The sequence below is a fragment of the Lentzea atacamensis genome, from assembly GCF_003269295.1.
GTDB lineage: Bacteria > Actinomycetota > Actinomycetes > Mycobacteriales > Pseudonocardiaceae > Lentzea > Lentzea atacamensis.
In genome coordinates this window covers 140976-159300 of the sequence record NZ_QLTT01000003.1, presented here as the reverse complement: position 1 = coordinate 159300, position 18325 = coordinate 140976, and the positions used below count along the sequence as shown (strand labels likewise).

The 18325-nt window shown below is 69.4% G+C and carries 18 protein-coding genes; 4 read left to right on the top strand and 14 right to left on the bottom strand.

Features of this window, described 5'->3' with window-relative positions; translation table 11 throughout:
- Positions 1-25 precede the first annotated feature (25 nt).
- Together dgoD and C8D87_RS15595 are read right to left on the bottom strand one after the other, a co-directional pair.
- Positions 26-1168, bottom strand: coding sequence for a galactonate dehydratase (gene dgoD, locus C8D87_RS15600; RefSeq protein WP_112227193.1), 1143 nt, complete (start codon positions 1166-1168; stop codon positions 26-28).
- Positions 1165-1845, bottom strand: coding sequence for an SDR family NAD(P)-dependent oxidoreductase (locus C8D87_RS15595; RefSeq protein ID WP_112227192.1), 681 nt, complete (start codon positions 1843-1845; stop codon positions 1165-1167). Before C8D87_RS15595 ends, dgoD begins: the two co-directional genes overlap by 4 nt.
- Before the next feature lie 166 nt (positions 1846-2011).
- On the opposite strand from C8D87_RS15595, the gene C8D87_RS15590 reads away from it, so the two are divergent.
- Positions 2012-2602 carry a bifunctional 4-hydroxy-2-oxoglutarate aldolase/2-dehydro-3-deoxy-phosphogluconate aldolase gene (locus C8D87_RS15590; protein ID WP_112227191.1) on the top strand — a complete coding sequence of 197 codons (591 nt, stop codon included), beginning with the start codon at positions 2012-2014 and terminating at the stop codon, positions 2600-2602.
- On the opposite strand, the gene C8D87_RS15585 is transcribed toward C8D87_RS15590, so the two are convergent.
- From C8D87_RS15585 to C8D87_RS15570, 4 genes are read right to left on the bottom strand one after another with little or no spacing between them, the layout of a single operon-like run.
- Complete coding sequence (locus C8D87_RS15585) at positions 2588-4531, bottom strand: alpha-galactosidase (RefSeq protein WP_112227190.1); 1944 nt, start codon at positions 4529-4531, stop codon at positions 2588-2590. The genes C8D87_RS15590 and C8D87_RS15585 overlap by 15 nt on opposite strands.
- Positions 4528-5337, bottom strand: coding sequence for a carbohydrate ABC transporter permease (locus C8D87_RS15580; protein WP_112227189.1), 810 nt, complete (start codon positions 5335-5337; stop codon positions 4528-4530). The genes C8D87_RS15585 and C8D87_RS15580 overlap by 4 nt, the downstream gene beginning before the upstream one ends.
- Positions 5337-6164 (bottom strand): carbohydrate ABC transporter permease, encoded by an 828-nt coding sequence (locus tag C8D87_RS15575; RefSeq protein ID WP_112227188.1) that lies wholly within the window; start codon positions 6162-6164, stop codon positions 5337-5339. The genes C8D87_RS15580 and C8D87_RS15575 overlap by 1 nt, the downstream gene beginning before the upstream one ends.
- Before the next feature lies 1 nt (position 6165).
- Positions 6166-7428 (bottom strand): ABC transporter substrate-binding protein, encoded by a 1263-nt coding sequence (locus C8D87_RS15570; RefSeq protein WP_112227187.1) that lies wholly within the window; start codon positions 7426-7428, stop codon positions 6166-6168.
- A 76-nt stretch (positions 7429-7504) separates the two neighbouring features.
- Between C8D87_RS15570 and C8D87_RS15565 the strand changes: the two genes are divergently transcribed.
- Positions 7505-8191, top strand: coding sequence for a FadR/GntR family transcriptional regulator (locus C8D87_RS15565; protein ID WP_112227186.1), 687 nt, complete (start codon positions 7505-7507; stop codon positions 8189-8191).
- A 75-nt stretch (positions 8192-8266) separates the two neighbouring features.
- Complete coding sequence (gene sph, locus C8D87_RS15560) at positions 8267-9190, top strand: sphingomyelin phosphodiesterase (protein ID WP_112227185.1); 924 nt, start codon at positions 8267-8269, stop codon at positions 9188-9190.
- On the opposite strand, the gene C8D87_RS15555 is transcribed toward sph, so the two are convergent.
- The gene (locus C8D87_RS15555) at positions 9183-9494 is read right to left on the bottom strand and encodes a DUF6968 family protein (protein ID WP_112227184.1); all 312 of its coding nucleotides are present in this window, start codon (positions 9492-9494) and stop codon (positions 9183-9185) included. The genes sph and C8D87_RS15555 overlap by 8 nt on opposite strands.
- Positions 9495-9530: 36 nt before the next feature.
- Positions 9531-9815, bottom strand: a complete 285-nt coding sequence (locus C8D87_RS15550) for a hypothetical protein (RefSeq protein ID WP_112227183.1) — start codon at positions 9813-9815, stop codon at positions 9531-9533.
- Between the two features lie 44 nt (positions 9816-9859).
- On the opposite strand from C8D87_RS15550, the gene C8D87_RS15545 reads away from it, so the two are divergent.
- Positions 9860-10267, top strand: coding sequence for a nuclear transport factor 2 family protein (locus tag C8D87_RS15545; RefSeq protein WP_112227182.1), 408 nt, complete (start codon positions 9860-9862; stop codon positions 10265-10267).
- Here the strand turns inward: C8D87_RS15545 and lysA are convergent.
- The 6 genes from lysA to kdpB all read right to left on the bottom strand — a co-directional run bounded on the left by lysA (position 10264) and on the right by kdpB (position 18324).
- Positions 10264-11574, bottom strand: coding sequence for a diaminopimelate decarboxylase (lysA, locus tag C8D87_RS15540; protein ID WP_112227181.1), 1311 nt, complete (start codon positions 11572-11574; stop codon positions 10264-10266). The two genes, C8D87_RS15545 and lysA, sit on opposite strands and share 4 nt — an antisense overlap.
- Before the next feature lie 105 nt (positions 11575-11679).
- Positions 11680-12594 (bottom strand): glycoside hydrolase family 16 protein, encoded by a 915-nt coding sequence (locus tag C8D87_RS15535; protein WP_233442115.1) that lies wholly within the window; start codon positions 12592-12594, stop codon positions 11680-11682.
- Between the two features lie 74 nt (positions 12595-12668).
- Positions 12669-13346, bottom strand: a complete 678-nt coding sequence (locus C8D87_RS15530; protein WP_112227179.1) for a response regulator — start codon at positions 13344-13346, stop codon at positions 12669-12671.
- Positions 13343-15856 carry a sensor histidine kinase gene (locus tag C8D87_RS15525; protein WP_112227178.1) on the bottom strand — a complete coding sequence of 838 codons (2514 nt, stop codon included), beginning with the start codon at positions 15854-15856 and terminating at the stop codon, positions 13343-13345. The genes C8D87_RS15530 and C8D87_RS15525 overlap by 4 nt, the downstream gene beginning before the upstream one ends.
- Positions 15831-16361, bottom strand: coding sequence for a potassium-transporting ATPase subunit C (locus tag C8D87_RS15520; protein ID WP_112227177.1), 531 nt, complete (start codon positions 16359-16361; stop codon positions 15831-15833). Before C8D87_RS15520 ends, C8D87_RS15525 begins: the two co-directional genes overlap by 26 nt.
- A gap of 1 nt (position 16362) precedes the next feature.
- Complete coding sequence (gene kdpB / locus C8D87_RS15515) at positions 16363-18324, bottom strand: potassium-transporting ATPase subunit KdpB (protein WP_233442179.1); 1962 nt, start codon at positions 18322-18324, stop codon at positions 16363-16365.
- Position 18325 lies beyond the last annotated feature (1 nt).

The window sequence follows — 18325 nt, the reverse complement described above, 5'->3', positions numbered from 1 at the left end:
GCACGATCGTATGCGTGCACAGCAATCACCACTCCGCGAACCCGCCGTCGTCGTGCCGCCAGATCGGTGACCGCCACGCGTGCCCGGTCTCCGCGGCCCTCCGCACCGCCGCCTCGTCGACCTCCACGCCGAGCCCGGGTCCGGTGGGACGGGCGAGCCAGCCGTCCACCACCCGCACAGGCGCCATGTCCACGAGGTACGCGGGGTCGGTGCCGTGGTAGTGCATGCCCGCACTGTGTTCCTGGATCAGGAAGTTCGGCGTGGTGAACGCGACCTGCAACGACGCAGCGAGCGAGATCGGCCCGAGTGGACAGTGCGGCGCGATCGAAGCGCCGTAGATCTCCGCCAGCGACCCGATGCGCCGCAGCTCCGAGATCCCACCGGCGTGCGAGGGATCGGGCTGCACGACGGCAACGCCCGCGTCCAGCACGGGCTTGAACTCCCAGCGCGAGTAGAGCCGCTCCCCCGTCGCGATCGGCACGGTCGACGCGGAGACCACCGACGCCAGCACCTCGACCGGCAGCTCGGGCAGCACCGGCTCTTCGACGAACATCGGCTGCACCTCTTCGAGCATGCGCACCAGACGTCGTGCCATGGCGGGAGAAACGCGGCCGTGGAAGTCGATCGCCAGGTCGCCGCGAGGTCCCAGCGCCTCGCGGGCCTCGCGGGCACGGTCCAGCACGGCCTCGGCGTCGGCGGGCGAGGCGATGGGCCGCATCTCGGCCGTGGCGTTCATCTTCACCGCGCTGAAGCCCGCCTCGACCTGTCGTGCCACCGCTTCGAAGACGCCGTCGGGCCGGTCGCCGGCCACCCACGAGTAGGCGCGGACGCGGTCGCGGACCGGCCCGCCCAGAAGCTCGTGGACCGGCAGGCCACGTGCCTTGCCGGCGATGTCCCACAACGCGTGGTCGTAGCCGGCGAGCGCCGACGACAACACCGGGCCGCCGCGGTAGAAACCGCCGCGCCTCAGGACCTGCCAGAGGTCCTCCACGCGCAACGGGTCCTGGCCGATCACCAGCTCGGCGAGCTCGTGCACGGCCGCGCGGACCGTCTCGGCCCTGCCCTCGACCACGGGCTCGCCCCAGCCCGTCACCCCCTCGTCCGTGCTCACCTTCAGGAACAACCAGCGGGGCTCGACCAGGAACGTCTCGACCGCCGTCACCTTCATGAAGAGTCCTTCGCCGCGGACCAGCCGCCGTCGACCAGAATCTCCGCGCCCGTCACGAACGACGCCCCCGGAGACAACAGAAAACCGATCACCGACGCCACCTCTGCCGGATCGCCGAGGCGTCCGGCCGGGGTGGCCCGGGCACTGCGTTCCCGATCCTCGACGGACACCCGGTCCCACGCCGCCGTCAGCACGGGACCGGGCAGGACCGCGTTGACCCGGACGTGCGGGGCGTACTCGACGGCGAGCTGGCGGGTCAGAGCCACCAGCCCGCCTTTCGAGGCCGCGTACGCGCCGTGTCCCGGGATGCCGAAATGCGCGTGCACCGACGAGACGAGCACGACCGAGCCGCCCCGCTGCCGCAGTGACGGCAGGCAGGCACGCAGGCCGTGGAAGGCGCCGCCGAGGTTGACCGCGAGCTGACGGTCCCACTCGGCGGGCGTCGTCTCGTCCAGCGGAGCCACGGTGACCGTGTAGGCGTTGCTCACCAACGCGTCCACGCCGCCGCCGCTCAGTTCCACCGCCCGCCGCCAGGTTTCGGGGTCGCTGACATCGCCCTGGACGGCGACATCACCCGTCAGGTCGATGCCGATCACCCGGTACCCGTTCTCAATCAAGTGCCGTGCCGTGGCTGCACCGACTCCCGCTGCCGCACCCGACACCACCGCGCACTTCATGCACGTTCTCCCAGAACTTCTGCCGGTGGACCCTGTTGTCCGGTCCGCGCACCACTGTCCGGTCCAGCAGTAGCACGGACTGTGCCGATTCCATGCGGTGAGCCTGCCCGCGTGACCTGCGAGTGTCAAGAATAATTCCTAATTTATGTGTAGTAGCCTGGGTGGCGTGAGCTACCGCTACGAGATCACCCGGGCAGTCGTGCGGCAGGGCGTCATCGCGATCATCCGCACCTCCGACGCGTCCTCGGCGGTCAAGGCCGCTGTTCCGCTGCTGGACGCGGGCCTCACGTCTCTCGAGCTCCCGCTGACCAACCCCGGTGCGCTGGAGGCGATCCGGCAGCTCCGTGAGACGCACCCCGCGGCGACGATCGGTGCCGGCAGCGTGCTCGACGAGGCTTCCGCCGTGGCCGCCGTGCGGGCGGGCGCACAGTTCCTGGTGGCGCCGAACCTGGAGGAATCGGTGATCCGGGCCGGGCACCGGTACGGGGCAGCGGTGCTGCCCGGCGCCGGCACCGTGTCCGAGGTCGTGCGGGCGCTGGAAGCCGGGGCGGACGCCGTGAAGGTGTTTCCGGCGCCCACACCGCAGTGGGTCAGGGACGTGCTGGCAGTGCTGCCGTACGCGCCGCTGGTGCCGACGGGTGGCGTGGCACCGGCCGACGTTCCCGCGTGGCTGGAGGCCGGCGCGGTGGCGTGCGGGGTCGGGTCGGCCCTCGCCCGCACGCCGATCGAGGCCATCCAGGCCCTAGTACGGACGTAGCACCACCATGTCGGCGTCGTTCGTCCGAGACCAGTCGAACGGCAGCCCGACGTGCGTCAGGTGCGCGCCGGAGTACACGTCACCGTTCTCGTCCACATAGGACTGAGCGGTCAGGCCCTTCAGCCTGACCCGCGAGGACTGGCCGGGCACCACCGGCACGCCCGTCAGCGATCCCGTGTGCCAGGCCAGCACGACCACGCGGTCGGTCCCGGAGTATTGGATCGCGTCGTTGAGCAGGTGCACCTCGCCGTGGTGCACGACGTCGCGGATGCCCTTGTACCGCTTGATGAGCACGGCGGCCTCTTCGCGTTCGTCCTGAGACCAGTGCCGGACGTCAGCGCCGATGCCGAGCACACCGGCCATGGCGAGGACGAAGCGGAACTTGAGCGAACGCGGGCGGGCGTCGAACATGCCGGGCGCGTCGGTCACCCACGACGACATCAGGTGCGGGGCGTGCATGTGCAGGAACCCGCGCTGGATCTTCAGCCGGTCCAGCGGCCCGGTGTTGTCGCTGGGCCACACCACGTCCACGCGGCCCGTCGTGGCGAGGTCGGTCCGGCCGCCGCCGCCCGCGCAGCCCTCCACGAGCACGTGCGGATGCCGCGCACGCAGGTGGTCCAGGACGCGCCAGTAGTTGCGGACGTGGGCGTTGTCCAGCTCGCCGGGGCGTTCGGTGGCGGGCCGGTTCAGGTCCCACTTGAGGTAGCTGATCCGACAACCGGTCAGCAGCCGGTCCAGGGTGGAGATCACGAACTCGTACACCTCCGGCAGGCCGAGGTTGAGCAGCAGCTGGTTGCGGATCAGCGTGGGTTCGCGACCCTCGGTGCGGTAGACCCAGTCCGGGTGCTCGGCGTGGAGCTTCGACTTCGGGCTCACGCACTCCGGTTCGACCCACAGGCCGAACTCCAGGCCCATCGCCCGGACGTCCTCGACGAACGCGCCGAAGTCCGGTGACTCCGGGTACCAGTCGCCGAGTCCGCCGGAGTCGTCGTGGCGGCCGGTGAACCAGCCGTCGTCCACCACGAACAGCTCGGCCCCGAGGTCCGCGGCGATCGTGGCCAGCTCTCGCTGTTCCGGCAGCGAGACGTCGAATCCCGTCGCCTCCCAGGAGTTGTAGAGGACGGGCTTGCGAACGGGCCTCGATCGCAACCGGTCGTAGGCGTGCCAGACGCGGGCCAGGCCGTCCGTCGAGCACGCCAGCGCCACCTCGGGCGTCGTGAAGGTCTCCCCGGTCTCGACCACGACCGGGCCGAGCATTCCGGCACGCAGGCGCGTGAGTCCGGAAGGCTCGACCTCGGCCGTGATCTCCCAGGAACCGGACCATGCCAGCGACACACCCCACGTGTCGTCCACGGACAACCAGGGCGCGTAATTGTGCCCGGGAACGCCGTAGGAGCTGCCGATCCGGAACCCGCCCGCGGGCAGGTCCACGTGTTCCAGCTGGAACTCGCGAGCCCACTCACCGTGCAGAAAGGACAGTCGTGGGCCGCGCACCGGCAGGCACACGCCCGCCGATCCGATCCGGTCCAGCCGCAAGGACCGGCCGGACGTGTTGGTCACTTCAACCCAGCGCGAAAGCACGTCAACGGTGCTTTCCGGCCGGTAGCACAGCACGGTCCCGAGTCCGGCGATCTCGTCGACGAACGCCAGCCGCAGCACGCCGTCCGACTCCGCGGCGCCGTCGAAGGTGAACCACGAGTCGCCGGCCAGCTCCAGGTCTGCGCCGGTGAACGGACGCTGCCCGCGCGGCACGTACTCGACCGGTGCCGCGTCGGCCTCGGTGATGAAGTGGATCTCGCCGAGGTTCTTGAGCGGCGACGGCCCGGCTTCGACCCCGTGCGGGCCCCAGGCCACCAGTTCCGCCCAGCGGCCGCCGGGTTCGACGGCCACCGTGTAGGAGGTGGTCGCCATCCTCAGGGTCCAGGTCATTTCACCGCTCCCACCGCGAGTCCGGAGATGAAGTGCCGCTGGAACCGCAGGAACACCGCCACCGTCGGGATCGCCGCGATCACCGAACCCGCCGCGATGACGTTCCAGTTCGACACGTACTGACCCTGCAACGCCAGCAGCGCGGGCGTCACCGGCATGACGGACGACGACCGCAGCACGGTGATCGCCCACAGCAGGTCGTTGAAGATCCAGGTGAACGCCAGCGCGGCCAACGCCGCCAGAGCGGGCCTGGTCATCGGCAGCACGATCCGCCAGAAGATCTGCACGGGACCGGCGCCGTCGATCGTCGCCGCCTCCTGGACCTCGTTCGGCATGGCGCGCATGAAGCCCTGCAGCACGAACGTGTAGAAGCCGAGACCGAACCCGACCTGCACCACTACCAGCGCGAACAAGGTGTCGTAGATCCCGAGCAGCTCGGTCAGCTTCGACACCGGCACCAGCAGGATCTGCGGCGGCAGCAGGTTCCCCGCCAGCATCAGCAGGATGACCGTGCGCCGGCCGGGGATCTCGAAGCGGCTCAACGCGTACGCGGCAGCGGAGCTGAGCGCCAGTGACAGGAACACCGTCGGAACCGTGACGAGGACGCTGTTCCACATCGCGCCCGCGCCGCCGTTGGTCCACGCGTCGGCGAACCCGGCGAGCGTGAACGACTGCGGGACGGCGGCCAGCCCGTTGGCGGCGATGTCGTCGAACGACCGGAAAGCGGTGATGATCACTGCCGCGATCGGCAGTAGCCAGAGCACGGAGATCGTGCCCGCCACGACGTGGAAAACGCGATTGGACATCAGTTCTCCCGGAACGCGCGGACGAGGTACGTCACGATCACGCCGAACGCGAGGACGAAGATCACGACCGCCAGAGCGCTCGCGTAACCGAGCTTCAGCGACTGGAACGCGGTCGAGTACATGTACGTGCTGAGCAGCTCGGACGAGTGGTAGGGCCCGCCGCGCGTCATCGACCACACCACGTCGAACGAGCGCAGCGAGTCGATCACGATGACCGACAGCACGACCGAGTTGACCGACCGCAGCTGCGGCCAGGTGACGTGGGTGAACTTCTGCCAGGCCGTGGCACCGTCCAAAGTGGCCGCCTCGTGGAGACCTGGGTCGATTCCCTTGAGCCCGGCCAGGTACAGCACCATCACGTACCCGGCCTGCCGCCACAGCGCGGGAACCAGCACCGCGTACAGCGCCGTGCCGGGGTCGGCCAGCGGCGAGGAGTCGAAGATCCAGCCCGGCTGGTACAGCACCTGCCAGATCAGCGACGTGGCGACGAGCGAGAACACCACCGGCACGAACAGCGCCGCCCGGTAGATCCCGACGCCCCGGCGTTCCTTCTGCAGCAGCACCGCGAGCCCCAGACCACCGGCCGCGGACAGCCCGCCGAACAGCACCAGCCAGATCGCGGTGTTGGTGACGGCGGTGTGGAACACCGGGTCGTCGATCATCCGGGCGAAGTTGCCGGCACCGACGAACCGGGGCGCTGACACCCCGTCCCAGTTCGTCAGCGCGAGCCAGAACCCCTGCAGCGCGGGCCAGAAGACCCAGAACCCCTCCACCAGCAACGGGACGAGCACGAACAGCAGCAGGACAGGAGGGACTCGGCGACTCATCTCAGGCCGACCACACCTGCTGCGCGGCCTTCTGCCAGTCCGCGAGAATCGTGTCCAGCTGGTCCGGTTGCTGCAGGAACTTGACCAGCGCGGCGTCGGCGGTGGGCTGCAGCGCGTCGCTCGAGTCGCGGTTGAAGAACTGCGTGATCTCCGCGGCCTCCTCGAGGTGCCGGCGCCCCTTCTGCACGAGGGGCGTGCCGGAGTCCTTCGCCTTCGGGTTGGTCGGCAGGATCGTGCCGGAGGAGTTCCTGATGTAGACCTCCTGGCCCTCCGCGGTCGCCGCGAAGGTCAGGAACTCCTTGAGCTCCTTGACGTGCGGGGACTTCGAGCTCGCGAAGAAGCCGTCGGTCGGGCCCTCCTCGGCGAGCGGCACCTTCGGGTCGATGATCGGGAAGCGGAAGAAGTCGACGTCCTCCAGCGCGTCCTTCGGTGCAGCGTCGGCGAAGAACGCACCGGTGAGCAGCATGCCGGTGCGGCCCTGCAGCAAAGCGGTCGTGGCCTCCTGGAAGCCGATCGCGGTGCCGTTCGGATCGGTGAAGGGCAGCACTTCGCGCCACGGCGTGAAGATCGCCTTGACCTTCGGGTCGTCGAACCGCTGCCTGCCCGCGAGGAGCTCACGGTGGAACGGCGCACCGTTGACGCGGATGTTGAAGTGATCGAACCAGCTCGACGCCGTCCACGGCGAATCGGATCCCGCACCCATGCCGAGCGGGATGACACCCTTGCCCTGCAACGTCTTGCACAGCGCGACGAACTCGGCCCAGGTCGTCGGCGGGGTGACGCCCCACTTGGCGAAGTTGGACTTGCGGTAGAAGAATCCCCACCAGTAGTAGGTGGTCGGGATGAACACCTTGCCGCTCAACGTCTTGAACGGCTGCGAGTAGTCGCCCATGGTCCGCCACACGTCGCCGACGTCGAGCAGCAGCCCTTTCTCCTCGTACCCCTTGAGAAGTGAGCCGGGGTACCAGGTGAACAGGTCGGGAGGGTTGGCCGAGGTGAGGTAGCTCGGCAGCTGGGTGCGGAAGGTCTCGGAGGCCACGGTGTTGACCGAGGCCTGCGCGCCTTTCCTGTCGTTGAACGCCTTGACCAGTGCCTCGATCGCCGCCTTCGCCGCGGGCGCCGAGAGGTTCGACTGGATCGAGACCGTGCCCGCGGTCTGCGTGACCGGGCCGGAGGACGCCGACGTGGCGCAGGAAGCTGTGCCGCCGACCAGCAGCCCGGCTCCCGCGGCGGCGGTGACGCGGAGGAAGTGACGCCTGTCCATGGCGGACAGACTGCGCTGCCACCATGATCAAGTCAAGAATAATTCATAATTTATGAGTGCCGTATGATCTGGCGCCATGAACGAGAAGCGGCTGCGGGGCGTGCACGGCCAGACCGTCGAGGCGCTGGCCGGCCGGATCCTGGCCGGCGAGATCGGCGAGGGCGACACCCTCGATCTTCCGGCGTTGCGCGAAGAACTGGACGTGTCGCTGACAGCACTGCGCGAGGCGCTGAAGGTGCTCTCGGCCAAGGGCATGATCGACGCCAGGCAGAAGCGCGGCACGTTCGTGCAGCCGCGCACGTCGTGGAACCTGCTCGACACCGACGTGATGCGCTGGCAGACCCAGGCCAACGCCGATCACAGCCTGTTCGAGGAACTCACGGAGATGCGGGTCATCGTCGAGCCCGCCGCAGCCCGCCTGGCCGCCGAGCGCGCCACCGACGCGGACATCGAGGCCCTGTCCGCAGCCCTGGACCGGATGGCCTCGGCACGCGACCTCGCCGCGACCGTCCGTGCAGACCTGGAGTTCCACCGGCTGCTGATGGCCGCCACGCACAACGCGTTCCTGACGCAGGTCGAGCAGATCATCGCGATCGGCCTCGCCGAGCGGGACAAGCTCGTGCACGGGTCGGTGGACGACGATCCGGTGCCGTCGCACCGCGCCGTGCTGGACGCGATCGCCGCACGGGACGCCGAGGCCGCCTACGGCGCGATGCGCGCCCTGGTCGACAAGTCGGGCGCGGACCTCGACCGGTTGCGCTGAAGTTCATCAACGCTTGATCGATACGACACCGCTGCACGGTTGTGAAGGATTCTCACGTCCTTCACCATCGGCCGCATGCGCCTGATCACGCTCGCCGCCGCCGTCGCGCTCACGATCCCGGTCGCCCCCGCGGTCGCCGCACCGGCCGCCCCGAAGATCGCCACCCACAACGTGTTCATGCTGTCCCGCAACCTCTACCCGAACTGGGGTCAGCTGGCGCGGGCCGACCTGATCGACAGCACCGGCGTGCTGAACGGTCAGGACGTCGTCGTGCTGCAGGAGGCGTTCGACAACGCCGCCTCCGACCGGTTGCTCGCCAACCTCCGCGACACCTACCCGCACCAGACGCCGGTGCTCGGTCGCAGCACCGCCGGGTGGGACGTCACGTCGGGTGCCTACAGCTCCTCGACGCCGGAGGACGGCGGGGTCGCGGTGCTGAGCAGGTGGCCGATCACCACGCGCGTCCAGCACGTCTACCGCGATGCGTGCGGAGCGGACTGGTTCTCCAACAAGGGTTTCGCGTACGTGCGGATCGAGGCGCCGGCCGGGCCGATGCACGTGATCGGCACGCACATGCAGGCGGAGGACTCCACCTGCACGAGCGCTCCGGCCGGCTACCGGACGAAGCAACGTGCCGAGATCAAGGCGTTCCTCGCCGCGAGGAGCATCCCGGCGTCCGAGCCGGTGTACGTGGCGGGTGATCTGAACGTCGTCATGGCGAGTGACGAGTTCCCGCGGATGGTCGCCGAACTGGGCGCTTCAACACCCGAGGTGACCGGACACCCGTTCTCGTGGGACTGCGCGGACAACAGCGTCTGCCGCGACCAGTACGGGCCCGAGTACGCGTCCGAGCACCTCGACTACGTGCTGACGATCCAGGGACCGGTGTTGCGCAACGAAACGCGGCGCGCGAAGAGTCCTCAGTGGTCGATCTGGTCGTGGGGCCGCAAGTACACCTACACGGACTTCTCGGACCACTACCCCGTTTTCGCTAGCTGAGCGCGGGAGCGATGGTCAGGCCGAAGTCGGGCGCGCCCAGCCAGTCGAGGGTGCTGCCCGACTCGGCCAGCTTCAGCCGCACCGCGTAGACGCTGAGCAGCAACGCCTGCAACGAGTCCACGCCGTGCGCGGCACCGACCGAGTCGTCGCCCAAGCCCACGATCTGATGTGGACACCGCCAGTCACCGTTGCTGCTCAACGGATCGGGGCGCGGGGCACCGAACCTGATCACCACCTCGACGTGTGATCCGTCCGGTGCCACACCCTCGATCAGTCGTTCCGCGACGATCTGTCCCAGCTCCATGCCGTCATCCTAGGCCGGTACGCGGGCTGACGGCCGTCAGCCGGACAGCTCCAGCGCGGCCACCAGGCGCTTCGCCTGCACGACGGCCTTGCTGGAACCCTTGCGCGCGGCGACCTCCGCGAGGCCGCTGACGTTCCCGTCCGGCTTGACCTGCTGCGCCAGCTCGACCGCGAGCTCGAGCACGTCCGCGACCCGGTTGTGCGTCCACAGCTTCGGCAGCGCGATGGCGACGGCGGCCCAGATCTGGCTCGGTGCGCCGGAACGTGCCGCGTCGCGCAGGCCCGGCACGACCCGGTTCAGCGCGATGCTTACGGAAAACACGTTCGACTTCGCAGTAGAACGATCAACCTGGTATGGGTGGAGGTATGTCGACCGAAGATACCCGTGCCGTGATCGCCGAGTTCGACCGCCTGATGCGGGCGTGGGACGTGGACGGCCTGGCCGCCCTGTTCGCGGAGGAGGTGGACTGGGAGATCCCCGGCGACACCGCCACCGTGCCGTGGATCGGCAAACGCGCCACGCGGGCCGAGGTCCGCGCGTTCTACGCCGAGGACGTGCCGAAGTACCTGACGCCGGACCGGTTCGACGTCGACGCCACACTGGTCGACGGCGCGCTGGCCGTGCGCACCGGTGATCTCCGCTCGCAGGTCCAGGCCACCGGGAAGTGGATCGAGACGCGGTTCGTGCAGGAGTTCACCGTCCGCGACGGCAAGATCACGCGTTACCTGATGCACGAGGACAGCTGGCTGGTCGCCCAGGCCGTCAAGCCCTAGACATAGCGCCGCAGCAGGTCCTCCTCGGTCTCGCGCCGCACGATCGGCCGCGCCAGCCCGTCCCGCACCGCGACGACGGGCGGCCGGCCGACCTGGTTGTAGTTCGACGCCAGCGCGTGGTGGTACGCGCCCGTCACCGGCACCGCGAGCACATCACCCGCGTGCACGTCGGCGGGCAGCAACACGTTCTCCGCCAGCACGTCCCCGGCCTCGCAGTGCCGTCCGACCACGGTCACCGGCCGCAGCTTCCCGCCACGGCCGACGAGCCGGACCGCGTACTTGGCGCTGTACAGGGCCGGGCGCGGGTTGTCGCTCATGCCGCCGTCCACCGCCACGAACGTGCGGGCGCCGCGTTTGACCGCGCAGACCCGGTACAGCGTGACGCCCGCGTTCGCGACGATCGAACGTCCCGGCTCGATCAGGATGCGCGGTACCGGCACGCGATGCAGCGCGCACTCGTAGCTCAACGTGCCGCGAACGCGTTGCGCGAAGCCGAAGAGGTCGAACGACGACTCCCCCGGCAGGTACGGCGCGCAGAAGCCGCCGCCGAGATCGAGTTGCTCGACGCGGACGCCGCAGGAAGCGATCAGGCCAACCATGCGCCGCACGGTTTCCTCGTACGACGCCACGTGCCGCACCTGCGAGCCGATGTGGCAGTGCAGGCCGACGAGCCTGAGTGAGGGCTGCTCGACCACTCGCAGAACGGCTTCGAGAGCGGCGCCGGAAGCCAGCGAGAACCCGAACTTCTGGTCCTCCACACCGGTCGAGACAGCGGCATGGGTGTGCGCGTCCACTCCCGGCGTCACCCGGATCATGACTTCCTGGCCGTGCCGCGCGAGAGCACCGAGCTGGGCGATCTCGTCGAACGAGTCCACGACGATCCGCGAAACCCCGTACTCCAGCGCGGCTTTCAGGTCCTCGCCGGTTTTCACGTTGCCGTGCATGACGATTCGCCCGGCCGGAAAGCCCGCGGCGCGCGCCAGGGCGAGCTCACCGGCGGAGGACACGTCGAGCGACAGCCCGACAGAGGCCATCCACCGGTAGACCTCGGGGCACGGCAACGACTTGCCCGCGAACACGACCTCCGCTTCCGGCAGCGCCGCGACGAAGGCCTTGGCGCGGTTGCGCACCGTCGCCTCGTCCAGCACCTGGCAGGGCGTGCCGAACTGGGCCGCGAGCCGCGTGGCGGGGACTCCACCGATGACGAGGTCCGAGCCGGACAGGTGCGTCCCGTCCGGCCACAGACCCTCTTCCAGCACCGGCTCGGTGGAACAGCCGATGCTGGGCAGCAACTCCGCGAGTGTCATGTCCCGATTGCACGCCGATCACCCGCACGTGCCCACCGCCCGGACGGGACCCTGACACCGCCGGCCCTCACCTTGACGTGATTCTGACGATCACGGTGGCGCCGGTCACGGGCGCGTCCACACCGCCACGTAGTCCACCGCCATCGAACGGCCCGGCGTGGTCTGCGGGGTCGGGGTGGCGCGGCCGGCCACACCGTTCGGGAACGCGCCACCCATCGCCACGTTCAGCAGGATGAAGTAACCCTGGTGGGACGTCATGTTGTTCCACGTCCCGGCGTCCATCTGGTTCTGCCGCACGACGTGGTACTGCTGGCCGTCGACGTACCAGCGCAACTGGTTGGGGCTGACCGAGCGGTCCCACTCGAAGCGGTAGGTGTGGAAGTTGCCTGGGCACTGGCTGCCGGGGCAGGCACGGGACGCGCCGAGGCCGTTGGTTTCGTTGCACGGGCCGCCGGGGTTCACGCCGCAGTGCAGCACGCCCCAGACGCTGTTGATGCCGTTGACGTTCTCCATGACGTCGAACTCGCCGATGCCCGGCCAGTTCCAGTAGTTGCCGCGGTAGGGCGCGCCCAGTGCCCAGAACGCGGGCCAGTAGCCCAGCGCGCCGGTGCCGGTGATGTTCGGCATCTGGATGCGTCCCTCGATGCGCAGCACGCCGCCGGCGGGTGCCTTGAAGTTCGAGCGGCGAGTTTCGATGCGCGCGGAGGTCCACTCGCCGTTGGCCGCGCGCAGTGGGATGATTCGGAGGTTGCCGGTGCCGTCGAGGCGCAGGTTGGCGCGGTCGTTGGTGTACCGCTGGATCTCGCCGGTGCCCCAGTTGCCCGGGCCGCCGGGATAACCGTGGCCGATGTCGACAATCCAGTTGTTCGGGTTCGGGGCCGAGTTGTTCGGGCCGTTGAAGTCGTCCGACCAGGCCAGGGTCCAGCCGGGTGGGGTCGGTGGGACCGCTGCCTGCGCGGCGCCGGAGAGTGGGAGCGCCAGCAGGAGGCCCAGCAGGGCGTACCGCAGTTTTCGAGCCACGATGATGACCTCTCTGTCACGATCGTGCGGCGGCTACGTCTATGGAAGCGCTCTCACGCCCTCCGCGTCAACCGTCAGAGTTCCAGCCGATACCCCATCCCGGGCTCCGTGATCAGGTGACGGGGACGCGCCGGATCGGTTTCCAGCTTCCGCCGCAGCTGCGCGAAGTACACACGCAGGTACTGGGACTCGTTGACGTGCATCGGCCCCCACACCTCCTGCAGCAGCTGCTTCTGCGACACGAGCCGGCCGGGGTTGCGCGCGAGGATCTCCACCAGCCCCCACTCGGTGGGCGTGAGGTGCACCTCGCGGTCATCTCGCCAGACCTTCTTCACCACCAGGTCGACGACGAACGACGCCGTCTGCACCACGGGATCGCCGGCCTCGCGCGCCAAACCCCGTCGCACGGCGGCGCGCAACCGGGCCAGCAGCTCGTCCATCCCGAACGGTTTGGTCACGTAGTCGTCGGCACCCGCGTCGAGGGCCTCGACCTTGGCCGCGGAGTCGGTGCGGGCGGACAGGACGATGATCGGGATCGTCGACCAGCCGCGCAGGCCGGCGATCACGTCGACGCCGTCGATGTCGGGCAGGCCCAGGTCCAGCACGACGACGTCCGGTTTGCCCTCCACGGCGACGCCCAGGGCGGACTTGCCGTCGTAGGCCGTCATCACGTTGTATCCGCGCGCGCTGAGGTTGATCCTCAACGCCCGGACGATCTGCGGTTCGTCATCGACCACCAGCACTGACGTCATCCTGACTCCTCGTGAGCTGGCAGCGAGATCACGATGGTGAGCCCGCCGCCCGGTGTGTCCTCCGCGCTGATCTCACCGCCCATGGCGGCGGTGAAGCCCTTGGCGACGCTGAGCCCGAGGCCGACGCCCGGTGTCGCGTCACGGTCGCCGAGTCGTTGGAAAGGCGCGAAGATCCGGTCTCCCGTCTTCTTCGGCAGTCCCTTGCCGTGGTCGACGACCCGCAGCTCCACCTGCGAGCCGTGGCGGCTGGCTCTGATCGCGACCGGTCCCGGTGTCCCGTGCCGCAACGCGTTGTCCACGACGTTGGCCACGACTCGTTCCAGCAGGCCCAGATCGGCCAGCACCAGCGGCAGATGTTCGTCCACGACAACGGAAACCTGCTCGTCGACGCCGGCCAGTGCCCTGGCGACGGCCTCGTAGTAGCTGACGGGCCGCAGCACCGGCTCCACCGAACCGGTGGCGAGCCGTGACGAGTCCAGGAGGTTGTCCACCAGTCCGGTCAGCCGGTCCGCCGACTCCTCGACCGTCGCCATCAGCTCCCGGACGTCCTCCGCGGACAGCGGCAGCGTCTCGTCCCGCAGGCTGCCGATCGCGGCTTTGATCGACGTCAACGGCGTCCGCAGGTCGTGCCCGACCGCCGACAGCAACGCCGTGCGCAGCTCGGTCGTCTCGGCCCTGCGCTGGGCGTCGCGTGCCTCGTCGGCCATTCGCTGCTGCCGCCACGCCATCAGCGCCTGCCCGGCCGCGGCCTCCAGCACCCGCTGATCGCTCGCGGGCAAGGTCCGGCCGCGCAGCACCAGGTGGACGTCCGGCGTCACCAGCACGTCCGCGTCGCCCTCGTCCGGTTCGTCGCACGGCCGCGGGCCCACGCACGCGACGCGTTCCCAGGCGCCACCACACCGTTCCAGCAGCGCGACGGACTCCAGGCCGAAGTTCTCGCGGATCTTCTCCAGCAGCCGGGCCAGCGGGTACGGCGAGGTCAGCACGGTCCGCGAGTACGAGGCCAGCAACGCGGCCTCTGTCCGCGCCCGCGCACCCTGCTCCGCCAGCCTGGCCGCCCTGTCGACCGTCAGCGCCACCACGGTCGCGACGATCACCATGGCCACGAGCGTGATCACGTTCTCCGGCGAGTTCACCGCGAGGCTGTGGTACGGCTCGGTGAAGAAGAAGTTCAGCAGCCCTGCGCCGGCGACCGCGCAGAACAACGCGGGGCCGAGGCCGCCCGCGATCGCGACCACGCACGTGACCAGCAGGAACGCGACGAGATCTGTCGAGAAGTCGAGCTCGTCGCGCCACAGCATGCCCAGCCAGGTGACGGCTGCGGGCAGCACCAGGGACAGGCCCCAGCCGATCAGCCGGCGCCGTGACGGCAACGGGTCGGCGCCGATCTTCCACCGCGGTCCGCGCCGCGCCTCGTCGTGCGTGACCATGTGCACGTCGATCGCGCCGGACTCCTGCACCACGGCCGCGCCGATGCCCTCGTCGAACGCCCGCGCGAGGCGTGACCTGCGCGAAGTCCCGAGCACGAGCTGGGTGGCGTTGACCCCGCGGGCGAACTCCAGCAATGCCGTCGGCACGTCGTCGCCGACGACGGAGTGGAACGTCGCGCCGACGTCCTCGGTGATCTTGCGCGAGCGGGCGATGTGTTCGGGGGTCACACCGGTCAGCCCGTCCCCGCGCATCACGTGCACGACGAGCAGTTCGGCCCCTGCCCGTACGGCGATCCGCCGGGCCCGCCGGATCAGCGTCTCGCTCTCCGCGCCGCCGGTGATCGCGGCGACGACCCGTTCTCGCGCCTCCCAGGTGTCGGTGATCGACTTCTCGCTGCGGTACCGCTGCAACGCCACGTCGACCTGGTCCGCGACCCACAGCAGGGCGAGCTCGCGCAACGCGGTCAGGTTGCCGGGCCGGAAGTAGTTGCCCAGCGCGGCATCGATCTTGTGCGCGGCGTAGACGTTGCCGTGGGCGAGCCGGCGGCGCAGCGCCTCCGGGGTGATGTCCACCAGCTCGACCTGTTCGGCGCGGCGGACGACCTCGTCCGGCACGGTTTCCCGTTGCCGCACACCGGTGATCCGCTCCACGACGTCGTTGAGCGACTCCAGGTGCTGGACGTTGACCGTGGACAGGACGTCGATGCCCGCGTCGAGCAGTTCCTCGACGTCCTGCCAGCGCTTCTCGTTGCGCGAGCCCGGCACGTTGGTGTGTGCGAGCTCGTCGACCACCGCGACCTCGGGTCTGCGCGCGAGGATCGCGTCCACGTCCATTTCGGACACGTCGACGCCGCGGTGCCGCATCACCTTGCGCGGCACCACTTCCAGGCCGTCGAGCAGTGAGGCTGTCTTCTCCCGGTCGTGGGTCTCCACGAGTCCGACGACCACGTCGGTGCCGCGCTCCCGGCGCCGGTGAGCTTCGCCGAGCGCGGCGAAGGTCTTGCCGACGCCGGGAGCGGCGCCGAGGTAGATCCTCAGCTCACCCCGGCGACCGTCAACGGGTGGCAGCGTCGATGGCACGGTTCAACGCCGTCACGTTGACGGTGGTGGTGAAGGTGCCCCCGGTGCTGGCAGCGACCAGCTCCCGGACCTTCTCCACCGGCAGCCCGGACGCGCGCGCCACGCGGGGCACCTGCAACGCGGCATATTCCGGGCTGATGTGCGGGTCGAGACCAGAAGCCGAGGCGGTGACGGCGTCCTGCGGAACCTGGTTCTCGGAGACGCCCTCACGCTGGGCCACCGCCACCCGCCGCTCGGCGACGACCTTCGTGTAGTCCTCGTTCAGCTCCCCCTTGTTGGAGCCACCGGACGCGGGCAGCGTCGCGGCGGACGGCCTCGGCACGAAGTACTTGTCGCCTTCACGCGTGACGGCGACGAGCGTGGTGCCGACCGCTTCGGCGTTGTCGTGCAGACCGGGGAGCCGCGAGACACCCCAGACCGCCAGCGGGTACAGCACGCCGAGGAGCACGGTGAGCGCGAGCAGGATCCGCAGACCCGCCCACGACTGCTTCAGAAAGTTGTCCATGTCAGCCGATCCCGGGGACGAGTCGCACGAGCTGGTCGATCAGCCAGATCCCGGCGAACGGCGTCACGATGCCGCCGAGGCCGTAGATCAGCAGGTTGCGCCGCAGCAGCGCGGACGCGCTGGACGGCCGGTAGCGGACGCCCTTGAGCGCCAGCGGGATCAGCGCCACGATGACCACCGCGTTGAAGATCACCGCCGACAGGATCGCGGACCGCGGCGTGGCCAGGTGCATGATGTTGAGCCGGTCGAGCGCCGGGTAGATCGCCGCGAACATCGCCGGCAGGATCGCGAAGTACTTGGCCAGGTCGTTCGCCACGGAGAACGTCGTCAGCGCACCGCGCGTGATCAGCAGCTGCTTGCCGATCTCCACGATCTCGATGAGCTTGGTCGGGTCCGAGTCGAGGTCGACCATGTTGCCGGCCTCCTTCGCGGCCGACGTGCCGGTGTTCATCGCGACGCCGACGTCCGACTGCGCCAGCGCGGGCGCGTCGTTGGTGCCGTCCCCCGTCATCGCGACCAGGCGGCCACCCTCCTGCTCCTTGCGGATCAGGGCCATCTTGTCCTCGGGCTTGGCCTCGGCGAGGAAGTCGTCCACGCCCGCCTCCTCCGCGATCGCACGAGCCGTCAACGGGTTGTCGCCGGTGACCATGACCGTGCGGATGCCCATCGCGCGCAGTTCGGCGAAGCGTTCCTTCATGCCGGGCTTCACCACGTCGGACAGCCGGATGACGCCAAGCACCTCGCCGTCCTGCGCCACGACGAGCGGAGTGCCGCCCTGCGCGCTGATCTCGTCCACGACCCCGCGGGCCGTCTCGGTCAGCTCGAACGCGGACGCGGCGCCCTTGCGGATGCTCCTGCCGTCCAGGTCGATGCCGGACATCCTTGTCTGCGCGGTGAAAGGGACGAACTCGCCCGTCTTCTCGTGATCGGTGGCGGGCCGCCCGCCCGCGAGCTCCAGAATGCTGCGGCCTTCCGGCGTCTCGTCGGCCAGGCTCGCGAGCCGCGCGGCCGCCACGAGCTTCTCGTGGGACGTCGGTCCGACCGGGATGAACTCGGTCGCCCTGCGGTTTCCCCACGTGATCGTGCCGGTCTTGTCGAGCAGCAACGTGTCGATGTCGCCCGCCGCCTCCACGGCCTTGCCGGACGTGGCCAGCACGTTGCGCTGCACCAGCCGGTCCATGCCCGCGATGCCGATGGCGGACAGCAACGCTCCGATCGTCGTCGGGATGAGGCAGACCAGCAACGCGGTCAGCACGACGACCGACTGCTCGCCACCGGAGTAGATCGCGAACGGCTGCAGCGCCACCACGGCGAGCAGGAAGATGATCGTCAGCGTGGACAGCAGGATGGTCAGCGCGATCTCGTTCGGCGTCTTCTGCCGTTCGGCGCCTTCGACCAGCGCGATCATCCGGTCCACGAAGGACTCGCCCGGCCTGGTGGTGATCCGCACGACGATCCGGTCGGACAGCACGGTGGTGCCGCCCGTGACCGCGGACCGGTCACCGCCGGACTCGCGGATCACCGGCGCGGACTCACCGGTGATGGCCGACTCGTCCACGGTGGCGATGCCTTCGACGACGTCACCGTCACCGGGGATGACCTCGCCCGCCCCGACGACCACCAGGTCACCGATCTTCAACTCGGTACCGGCGACGACGTCACCGTTCACGAGCCGCGCGACGGCGTCCTTCTTGGTCTTCCTGAGCGAGTCCGCCTGCGCCTTGCCGCGGCCTTCCGCGACGGCCTCGGCGAGGTTCGCGAAGAGCACGGTGAACCACAACCACAGCGTCACCGAGATGGTGAACACGCTCGGATCGGTGACCGTGCAGACCGTGACCAGCGACGAACCCGCCCAGACGACGAACATGACGGGGTTGCGCAGCTGGTGGCGCGGGTGGAGCTTCCGGAACGCCTCGGGCACCGCGTCCACGAGGTGGGCCCGTGTGATCGTCTTCGTCCGCACG